General features: G+C 77.5%; 8 protein-coding genes and 1 pseudogene. 8 read left to right on the top strand and 1 reads right to left on the bottom strand.

Going from position 1 to position 9,776, the window contains the following annotated elements:
- The 5 genes and pseudogenes from AC3WUG_RS18685 to AC3WUG_RS18705 form a co-directional block, all read left to right on the top strand.
- Positions 1–814, top strand: a pseudogene (locus AC3WUG_RS18685) (hypothetical protein); the annotation flags it as partial.
- A gap of 117 nt (positions 815–931) precedes the next feature.
- On the top strand, positions 932–1,708 hold the full coding sequence (locus tag AC3WUG_RS18690) for a hypothetical protein (protein ID WP_492329042.1): 777 nt from the start codon (positions 932–934) through the stop codon (positions 1,706–1,708).
- Positions 1,705–2,661, top strand: coding sequence for a tRNA (adenosine(37)-N6)-dimethylallyltransferase MiaA (gene miaA, locus AC3WUG_RS18695; RefSeq protein ID WP_492329043.1), 957 nt, complete (start codon positions 1,705–1,707; stop codon positions 2,659–2,661). Before AC3WUG_RS18690 ends, miaA begins: the two co-directional genes overlap by 4 nt.
- Complete coding sequence (dapF, locus tag AC3WUG_RS18700) at positions 2,658–3,629, top strand: diaminopimelate epimerase (protein WP_492329044.1); 972 nt, start codon at positions 2,658–2,660, stop codon at positions 3,627–3,629. Before miaA ends, dapF begins: the two co-directional genes overlap by 4 nt.
- Before the next feature lie 61 nt (positions 3,630–3,690).
- Positions 3,691–4,023 carry a thioredoxin family protein gene (locus AC3WUG_RS18705; protein WP_492329045.1) on the top strand — a complete coding sequence of 111 codons (333 nt, stop codon included), beginning with the start codon at positions 3,691–3,693 and terminating at the stop codon, positions 4,021–4,023.
- 3 nt (positions 4,024–4,026) lie between these two features.
- Here AC3WUG_RS18705 and AC3WUG_RS18710 read toward each other — a convergent pair whose 3' ends face one another.
- Entirely contained in the window at positions 4,027–4,641 is a 615-nt protein-coding gene (locus AC3WUG_RS18710) for a class I SAM-dependent methyltransferase (protein WP_492329046.1), read from the bottom strand.
- A 221-nt stretch (positions 4,642–4,862) separates the two neighbouring features.
- Between AC3WUG_RS18710 and hflX the strand changes: the two genes are divergently transcribed.
- The 3 genes from hflX (at position 4,863) to AC3WUG_RS18725 (ending at position 9,709) form a co-directional block, all read left to right on the top strand.
- The gene (hflX, locus tag AC3WUG_RS18715) at positions 4,863–6,362 is read left to right on the top strand and encodes a GTPase HflX (protein ID WP_147796860.1); all 1,500 of its coding nucleotides are present in this window, start codon (positions 4,863–4,865) and stop codon (positions 6,360–6,362) included.
- Between the two features lie 59 nt (positions 6,363–6,421).
- Positions 6,422–8,560 (top strand): ATP-dependent DNA helicase, encoded by a 2,139-nt coding sequence (locus AC3WUG_RS18720; RefSeq protein WP_492329047.1) that lies wholly within the window; start codon positions 6,422–6,424, stop codon positions 8,558–8,560.
- A 180-nt stretch (positions 8,561–8,740) separates the two neighbouring features.
- Positions 8,741–9,709: an L-lactate dehydrogenase gene (locus AC3WUG_RS18725; RefSeq protein WP_492329048.1), complete on the top strand. Its 969-nt coding sequence runs from the start codon at positions 8,741–8,743 to the stop codon at positions 9,707–9,709.
- The last annotated feature ends 67 nt before the right edge of the window (positions 9,710–9,776 follow it).

Below are 9,776 nucleotides of genomic sequence, written 5' to 3' on the forward strand. Positions count from 1 at the left end.
TCGTCGGCAGCGTCAGAGGTGGAGAAGAGACAGGCGCGCGGCCCCGGCCGACCCCGCCGCGCTCGTCGCCGAGGCCGAGCGCCTCGCGGCGGCCGGCGACCTGGAGTCCGCGGCGGGCGCGTACCTGGACGCGGCCGTCGCGTTCGAGGGCGCGGGCCTGCTGACCGAGTCCGGCTTCGGCTACGCGGAGGCGGCGCACTGCGCGCAGGTGCTCGGCGACGACGACGGCGCGGCCTCCGGGTACGCCGCGGCGGTCGCCCGGCTGCGGGCCGCGGACGTCCCGGCGACGGTCGTGACCCCGGTGGTCGTCGCGTGGGCCGGCGCCGCCGCGGCGACCGGCCAGGCCGAGGCCGTGCTCGCGGAGGCGGACGCCCTGCTGCTCCGGCTGAGCGCGGCGAGCACCCCGGAGCCGGGCGACGACGACCGGGCCCCGGAGCTCGTCGCCCGCGAGCAGGCCGAGCACCGCCGCGCCGCCGCCGACCTGCACGACGCGGCGGCCCGGCTGCTCGCGACGCTCGGCGGCCCGGAGCGGAACGCCGCCGCGGCGGCCCGGGCGCAGGCGGCGGCCGAGACGTACGCCGGCCTCGGCGCGCTCGGCGACGCCGCGCACGCGTTCTGGCTCGCCGGGCGGCTGCACGACGACCTCGGCAGCGTCGAGGACGCGGTGTGGCACCTGGAGTCGGCGATGGAGGGGTTCCAGGCCGCGCGCCAGCGGGCCCCGCACGGCGAGGTGGCGAACGCCCTCGTCGACGTCCTGCGCCGCTCGGGCCAGGATGCCCGCGCCGACGACCTGGCCCGCACCCTGACCACCTGACCCCGCGCGCCTCATCGCCGAGTCTCCATCTCTCGACTGTCTACCGGCCCTGGCCGACAGTCGGACTCTGCAGTCTCGGCGGATGGGCTGCGGGGTCCGGCGGGATACGGTTCCGGGGTGAGCCTGGCCGTGGTGTTCCTGCCCGACACCGCCCTGCTCGTCCCCGGGGCCGCCGGGCGGGCCGAGCCCGCCGCCGGGCTGCGGGACGCGGCGGTGGCAGCGCTCGCGGGTCTCGCGGGTGCGGACGAGGCCGGCTCGGCGCGGGTGCTGGTCGTCGCGCCCGCGCGCCGCGGCCGGTTCCTGCCGCACCCCGTCGCGCCCGGGCTGGGCGCCGCCGGGCTCCTCCTGCCCGACGCCGCGCCCGCTGTCGACGGAGCCCCCCGGGCCGACGTGCCCGCGTCGATCGCGCTCGTGCTGCTGCGCGCCGCCGGGGTCGACGCGCCCGTCGACGTGCTCGAGATCGCCCGCGCCGACGGCGACGCCCCCGCCGGCGCCCCGCCCCTGCCGGGCACCCCGCGCGCGGTCGTGGTCGTCGGGTCGCTCAGCGCCCGGCACGGACCCGACGCCCCGCTCGCGGACGACCCGCGCGCCCCCGCCGCGGACGACGCGCTGCTCGCCGGCCTCGCCGCGGGCCCGGCCGCGCTGGCCCGGGCCCTCGACGACCTCGGCGCCGACGGCGCGCGCGACCTGGCCGTGTCCGGTCGCGCTCCCTGGCGGGCGGTCCTCGCGCTGCTGCCCGCGGGCGCCACCGCCGAGGCGACGCCCCCGCACGCCGAGGTGGTGGCGGGCGCCCAGCACGTCGTCGCCGCCTGGCGGGTGGCCGACACCCCGGCCCCGGACGCACGCGCCCCGCACCCGAGCACCGTCCCGCACCACCCCGAGGAGCCCCGTTGACCGTCGTCGTCGCCGTGGTCGGCCCGACCGCGACCGGCAAGTCCGACCTGGGCGTCGCCCTGGCGGAGCACCTGGACGGCGAGGTGGTGAACGCCGACGCGCTGCAGCTCTACCGCGGCCTGGACATCGGCACCGCCAAGCTCACCGTCGCCGAGCGCCGGGGGGTGCCGCACCACCTGCTCGACGTGCTCGACCCGCACGAGGACGCGACGGTCGCCGCCTACCAGCGGGACGCCCGCGCGGCGCTCGCCGACATCGCCGCGCGCGGCCGCCGGCCGGTCGTGGTGGGCGGGTCCGGGCTGTACGTGCGGTCGCTGCTGGACCGGATCGAGTTCCCCGGCACCGACCCGGACGTCCGCGCGGCGCTGGAGGCGCGGGTGGAGACCGAGGGCGCGCGGGCGCTGCACGCGGAGCTCGCGGCCGCGGACCCGGTCGCGGCCGAGAACATCGGCCCGCGCAACGCCCGCCGGATCGTCCGGGCGCTGGAGGTCATCGCGCTCACCGGGCGGCCCTACTCGGCCAACCTGCCCGGCCACGACTACGAGGTCCCCGCCGTGCAGATCGGCCTGGACTGCGACCGCGCCGTGCTGGACGAGCGGGTGCAGGCGCGGGTCGACCGGATGTGGGCCGCCGGGCTCGTCGACGAGGTGCGCGGCCTGCTCGACGCCGGCATCGGGCGCACGGCCTCCCGCGCGGTCGGCTACGCCGAGGTGCTGGCGGCCCTGCGCGGCGAGATCACCGAGGACGAGGCCCGTGCCCAGGTGGTCGCCGGGACCCGCCGGCTGGCCCGCAAGCAGATGGGCTGGTTCGGTCGCGACCCGCGCGTGCACTGGCTCGACGCCCGCGACCCGGACCTCGTGGACCGGGCCCTCGCGCTCGTCGCCGCGGCGGACTCCGGGGACCTCGGGCTCGCCACGGACGACCCGGCGCCGCGCCGTAGTCTGGGGTCATGACCGCCCCCGCCGCGTCCCCGGCCGCCCGCGCCCTGCCCGACACCGTCGCGGCCCTGCGCGTGACCAAGGGGCACGGCACGCAGAACGACTTCGTGCTGCTCGACGGCCGGACCGGGATCGCGCTGGACGCCGACCTGGTGCGGGCCCTCGCGGACCGGCGCGCGGGGATCGGCGGCGACGGGGTGATCCGGCTGGTCGCGAGCGCCGAGCTGCCCGAGGGCGCCGCGGTGCTCGCGGAGGACCCGGCCGCCGCGTGGTTCATGGACTACCGCAACGCCGACGGGTCGATCGCGGAGATGTGCGGCAACGGCGTGCGCGTCGTCGCCGAGTACGCCCGCGCGCTCGGCCTGTGGGACCCCGCGGCGGGCGAGCTCGTGCTCGGCACCCGCGCCGGCGTCCGGCGCGTGCGGGAGGCCGCCGGCCCCGCGGGCGAGACCTGGTACGCCGTCGACATGGGGGAGTGGCGGCTGCCGGGGGGCCCCGAGGCGGCGGCCGCCGGCGCCGACGCGCACGTGGAGGTCCCGGGCCTGCCGGTGCCGCGCCCGGCGCTCAGCGTCGACCTCGGCAACCCGCACACCGTGCTGGCGCTCGCGGACGACGCCGAGCTCGCGGCCGCGGACCTCACCCGCGCCCCCGCGGTCGACCCGGTGCCGCCGCACGGCACGAACGTCGAGCTGGTCGTCCCGCTCGGCGAGCAGCGCCTCCCGGACGGCACCGTCGTCGGCCGGGTGCGGATGCGCGTGCACGAGCGCGGCGTCGGCGAGACCCGGTCCTGCGGCACCGGCGCGTGCGCCGCGGCCCTCGCGGTGCGGGCCTGGGCCGGGCCGCAGGCGCCGGACGTCTGGCTGGTGGACGTCCCGGGCGGGACCGTGCGGGTCGCGGCGCTGCCGGACGGGCACGTCGAGCTCGCGGGCCCCGCCGTCCTGGTCGCGGACCTGGACGTCGACCCGGCCGCGCTGCTGCGCTGAGCGCGCCCACGTCGTCACCCCGCGCCGGAACACGCCGGGCCGCGGCCGCGTTGCACCCCGCGTGACCGACACGTCGACCGCCGCCGTCCTGACGGCCGAGGACCTGCGTCGCCCGCTGGGGCGCGACGCGACGTTCGTCCAGCTGTCGTCGGGCTTCTGCGCGCCGTGCCGGGCCACCCGCCGCGTGCTGGAGCGGGTCGTGGCGACCCAGGAGGGCGTCGCGCACGTCGAGGTCGACGTCGCGCACCGCGCCGACCTGGCCGAGCGGTTCGGCGTCACCGAGACCCCGACGACGGTCCTGCTGGACGGCTCCGGCGCCCCGGTGCTCACGGTCACGGGCGTGCCGGCGCTCGCGCAGGCCCGCGCCGCCGTCGCGGCGGTCCGCGCGGGCTGAGCCTCAGCCCGCCGCGACCACCCGCAGCACCCGGAACCCGCGCGCCGTGGCCACCCGGTCGACCTCCGCCACGCCGTCGAGCTCGGTCGCCAGCCAGCGGAGCAGCGAGTCGGACCCGAGGTTCTTCGCCACCACCAGGTACGCCTCGCCGCCCGGGAGCAGCCGGCGCAGCCACTGCCGCAGCATCGCGTGCAGCGTCTCCTTGCCGACCCGGATCGGCGGGTTCGACCAGATGGCGGCGAACCGCACGTCGTCCGGCACGTCCTCGGGACGCACCGCCCGCAGCCCGTCGACCCCGTGCCGCGCCGCGTTGCGCCGGGTCAGGTCGAGCGCCCGCTCGTTCACGTCGACGGCCCACACCCGCGCGTGCGGGGCGAGCAGCCCGAGGCTGAGGGCGACCGGCCCCCAGCCGCACCCGAGGTCGAGCAGGTCGCCGTCGCGGGGCGGGTCGGGCACGTGCTGCAGCAGCACCTCGGTGCCGCCGTCCAGGTGGTCGGGGGAGAACACGCCGCCGGCGGTCTCGACCTCGACGTCCCGGCCGGCGAGGTGCACGGTGCGGGCCCGGCGCTCGTCGGGGGAGGCGGGCTCGGCGGTGAAGTAGTGCTCGGTGCCGGTCACGCCGCGACCCTACCGGCCGCGCCGCCGCCCCGACCGCGCGCTGCGCCGCCGGCCCCGGCGCGCCCGTCCGCCGGTGGCGAATAGCCTCGCGCCCGCCCCCGCGGCGCGCGACACTGGTACCCGGGCCGCCGAGGACGGCGGCCCACCGCCGACAGCGAAGGAACCGCGTGAACGACCCCCAGAACCCCACGACTCGCGAGCAGGACGTCCCGGAGACCGAGGTGGACGCGCAGCAGGCCGCGCGCGACGCCCAGCGGGTCGCCGACGACGTCGTGGCACGCGTGCTCGCGCGGGCGGGCACGGCGGTCCACGACGGCGCGACCGTCCACACCACGTACGACGGCGAGCAGCTCGACCTGGAGGAGCGCACGTCGCTGCGCCGGGTGGCCGGGCTGTCCACCGAGCTCCAGGACGTCACCGAGGTCGAGTACCGGCAGCTGCGCCTCGAGCGCGTCGTGCTGGTCGGCCTCTGGGGCGGCGGGGGCGTCACCCAGGAGAGCGCCGAGATCTCGCTGCGCGAGCTCGCCGCCCTGGCGGAGACCGCGGGCTCCCAGGTGCTCGACGGCCTGCTTCAGCGCCGGCAGAACCCCGACCCCGGCACCTACCTGGGGTCCGGCAAGGCGGCGGAGCTGGCGGGCGTGGTCCTGGCGGTCGGCGCGGACACCGTGGTCGTCGACGGCGAGCTCGCCCCGTCCCAGCGCCGCGCGCTGGAGGACGTGGTGAAGGTCAAGGTCGTCGACCGGACCGCGCTGATCCTCGACATCTTCGCCCAGCACGCCAAGTCCCGGGAGGGCAAGGCGCAGGTCGAGCTCGCGCAGCTCGAGTACCTGCTCCCGCGCCTGCGCGGCTGGGGCGACTCGATGTCCCGGCAGGCCGGTGGCCAGGTCGGCGGCGCCGGCGCGGGCATGGGCTCCCGCGGGCCCGGTGAGACCAAGATCGAGCTGGACCGCCGCCGCATCCGCGACCGGATGGCCAAGCTGCGTCGCGAGATCGCCGCGATGGAGCCGGCCCGCGCCACCAAGCGCGCGTCCCGGAAGAAGAACGCGATCCCGTCGGTCGCGATCGCCGGGTACACGAACGCCGGCAAGTCCTCGCTGCTCAACCGGCTCACCGACGCCGGCGTGCTGGTGGAGAACGCGCTGTTCGCCACCCTGGACCCGACCGTGCGGCGCGCCCAGGCCGCCGACGGCCGCGTCTTCACGCTCGCGGACACCGTCGGCTTCGTGCGCAACCTGCCGCACCAGCTGGTCGAGGCGTTCCGGTCGACGCTGGAGGAGGTCGCCGACGCCGACCTGGTGCTGCACGTCGTCGACGCGTCGCACCCGGACCCGGAGGGGCAGATCGCCGCCGTCCGGCACGTGTTCGCCGACATCCCTGGCGCCATGGACGTGCCCGAGATCATCGTGCTCAACAAGGCCGACCTGGCCGAGCCCGAGGCGGTCGCCCGGCTGCGCTCGCGGGAGCACGGCGCCGTCGTGGTCTCCGCGCACACCGGCGAGGGCATCGAGGAGCTGCAGGCGGTCATCGCCGACCAGCTGCCGCGCCCGGGCGTGACGGTCGACCTGGTGATCCCGTACGACCGCGGCGACCTCGTGCACCGGGTGCACGAGACCGGGGAGATCGACGCCGAGGAGCACACGCCGCAGGGCACCGCGCTCCGCGGCCGGGTCGACCAGGCGCTGGCGACCGAGCTCGCGGCCGCGGCGGTCGAGCGGGGCTGACGTCCCGGGGGCGCCTCCGGGTGGCCGGAGGTGTCCCCGCACCCGACTACCCTGTCCGGGTGCCTGATCCCGTAGCCGTCGACCACCTGCTCGACGTGGCGGTCGCGGCGCTCGGCGGGTCGCCCCGCGAGGGCCAGCGCCGGATGGCCAACCAGGTCGCCGAGGCCGTCGAGAAGGGCGAGCACCTGCTCGTCCAGGCCGGCACGGGCACCGGGAAGTCGCTGGGCTACCTCGTGCCCTCGGTGCGGCACGCCGTGCTCGCCGAGGAGCGGGTCGTCGTGTCGACCGCGACCCTCGCGCTCCAGCGCCAGGTGATGACCCGCGACCTGCCCCTGGTCGCCGACGCCCTGGCCCCCGAGCTGCCGCGCAGGCCCCGGATCGCGCTGCTCAAGGGCTGGCACAACTACGTCTGCGTGCACAAGACGTCGGGCGGCTACCCGCCGGACGACCAGGGCATGCTGTTCGACCTCGGGGACCGCGGCGCGGCCGAGCACCCGTCGACGACCGACCCCGCCGACGGCGAGGACGCGGGCAAGGAGTCGCTCGGCGCGCAGGTCGTCCGGCTGCGGGAGTGGGCCGACGCGACCGAGACCGGCGACCGCGACGACCTGGTGCCCGGCGTGACCGACCGCGCGTGGCGCCAGGTGTCCGTCACGTCGTTGGAGTGCCTGGGCCAGCGCTGCCCGCTGCTGGAGGAGTGCTTCCCCGAGCGGGCCCGCGCCGCCGCCCGGACCGCCGACGTCGTGGTCACGAACCACGCGATGCTCGGCGTCGCCGCGTCGGGCTCGCCGCACGTGCTGCCCGAGCACCAGGTGCTGGTCGTCGACGAGGCGCACGAGCTCGCGGACCGGGTGACCGCCCAGTCGACCGCCGAGCTGTCGGTCGGCAGCGTCGAGCACGCGGGCCGGATGGCCCGCCGGCACGGCGGGATCGCGACCACGGAGCTCGACTCCGCGGCGACGGCCCTCGGCGCCGCGCTGATCCACCTGCCCGAGGGGCGGTTCACCGAGGGGCTCCCGGAGGGCACCCGCCAGGCGGTCGCGATGGTGCGGGACGCGGCACGCGGGCTGCTGTCGGCGCTGCGCCCCGAGAAGCCCGCGGCGGGCGAGGCGGCGCCGGCGGACAGCGGCCTGAAGATCGCGACGTCGTCCGTGCTGGCGCTGTTCGAGGTCGCCGAGCGGATGGCCGCGGAGGCCGACGAGCAGCGGTACACGGTGCTCTGGTGCTCCCGCGCCGAGCGCGACGGCGCCACCCGGCTGTACGCCGCGCCGCTCGCCGTGAACGGGCTGATCCGCACGCACCTGCTGTCCGGGCGCGCGTCGGTGCTGACCTCGGCGACGCTGAGCCTCGGCGGCGAGTTCCGCTCGATGGCGCGCAGCATCGGCCTGGAGGGCGCGGGCGAGGCCGCGGCGGCCACGGCCACGGCGGCGACCGTGGCGGTGTCGGCGCCGGGCGGCAGCGAGGGCACCACGCTCGACGTGCCGAAGCCGGCGGCGAGCCCGGCCCACGCATCGCTGCCCTGGCACGGCGTCGACGTCGGCAGCCCGTTCGACTACCCGAGGCAGGGCATCCTGTACATCGCGCGGCGGCTGCCGCCCCCGGGACGCGAGCCCGCCACCGACGCCCAGCTCGACGAGATCGAGGCGCTGATCACCGCCGCGGGCGGCCGGACGCTCGGCCTGTTCTCCTCCCGGCGCGCCGCGGTCGCGGTCGGCGAGGCGATGCGCGAGCGCCTCGACGTCCCGGTGCTGGTGCAGGGCGAGGACCAGCTCCCGACGCTCGTGCAGCAGTTCGCCGCCGACGAGCCGACCTGCCTGTTCGGCACGCTGTCGCTGTGGCAGGGCGTCGACGTCCCGGGGCGGTCGAACCAGCTCGTGATCATCGACCGCATCCCGTTCCCGCGGCCCGACGACCCGGTGAAGTCGGCCCGGTCGGAGGCGGTGGCGGCGTCCGGCGGCAACGGCTTCATGTCCGTGGCGGCCACGCACGCCGCGCTGCTGCTCGCCCAGGGCGCGGGGCGGCTGATCCGGTCGACGGACGACCGGGGCGTCGTGGCGGTGCTCGACCCGCGGCTGTCGACGGCCCGGTACGGGGAGTTCCTCACCCGGTCGCTGCCGGCGTTCTGGCGGACGACCGACCGCGAGGTGGCCCTGGGCGCGCTGCGGCGGCTCGCGGCGCCGCCCGCAGCGACGGCCTGACCAGCGTGCCGGCGCCCGGCGACGACGCGCCCGGGTCCCCGGCCCGGGGAGCGCCGGGACGCATGGGCCCGCTAGCCTCGTGACCAGCGCGCCGGCCGGCGCGCGCGCACGAGCAGCACGTACGGGAGGACCGCCGTGAGCGAGCAGATCGACGACGTCGAGGGCGACGAGCTGGGTCTGGTGGGCACCCCCCTGCAGCCCCGCCGCACCACCAAGCTGGCGGTCGTCGGCGCGGGCGCGGTCGGGTCGACCATGGCCTACGCGGCGCTCATGCGCGGCGCCGCCCGCAGCGTGGTGCTGTACGACATCAACAAGGCGAAGGTCGAGGCCGAGGCCCTGGACCTCGGGCACGGCATCCAGTTCATGCCGATGGCCGAGGTCATCGGGTCGGACGACATCGCCGCCTGCGCCGACGCCGACGTCGTCATGATCACGGCGGGCGCCAAGCAGAAGCCCGGGCAGACCCGGATCGACCTGGCCGAGGCGACCATCTCCCTCGTCAAGACGATCCTGCCCTCGCTCGTCGAGGTCGCGCCGAACGCGGTGTACGTGATGGTCACCAACCCGGTCGACATCGTCACCTACGCCGCCCTCAAGTTCTCCGGCCTGCCCCCGACCCAGCTGTTCGGCTCCGGCACGGTGCTCGACTCCTCGCGGCTGCGGTACCTCATCGCGCAGTACACCGGCGTGGCCGTGCAGAACGTGCACGCCTACATCGCGGGGGAGCACGGCGACACCGAGCTGCCGCTGTGGTCGTCCGCCACCATCGGCGGCGTGCCGATCCTCGACTGGAACGCCATCGAGGGGCACGTGCCGCTCACCCACGAGGTCCGGGAGTCGATCGCCCGCGAGGTCGTCGACTCGGCCTACCGGATCATCGCGGGCAAGGGCGCGACGAACTACGCGGTGGCGCTCGCGGGCTCGCGGATCATCGAGGCGATCGTCAAGGACGAGCGCCGCATCCTGCCGGTGTCGTCGCTGCTCGACGGCTACCACGGCATCAGCGACGTCTGCCTCTCGGTGCCGTCGATCGTCGGCCGCGCGGGCGTGGGCGAGCGCCTGCAGGTCCCGATGTCGACCGACGAGCTCGCGGGGCTGCGGCGGTCGGGCGAGCAGCTGCGCGCGGTCGCCCGCCGGTTCGGGCTCTAGGCGACGCGCGGTCGCGGGGGGGGGGGGGGGGGGGGGGGGGGGGGGGGGGGGGGGGGGGGGGGGGGGG

It is taken from the genome of Cellulomonas sp. EB106-03-03-XG116 (assembly GCF_058792015.1).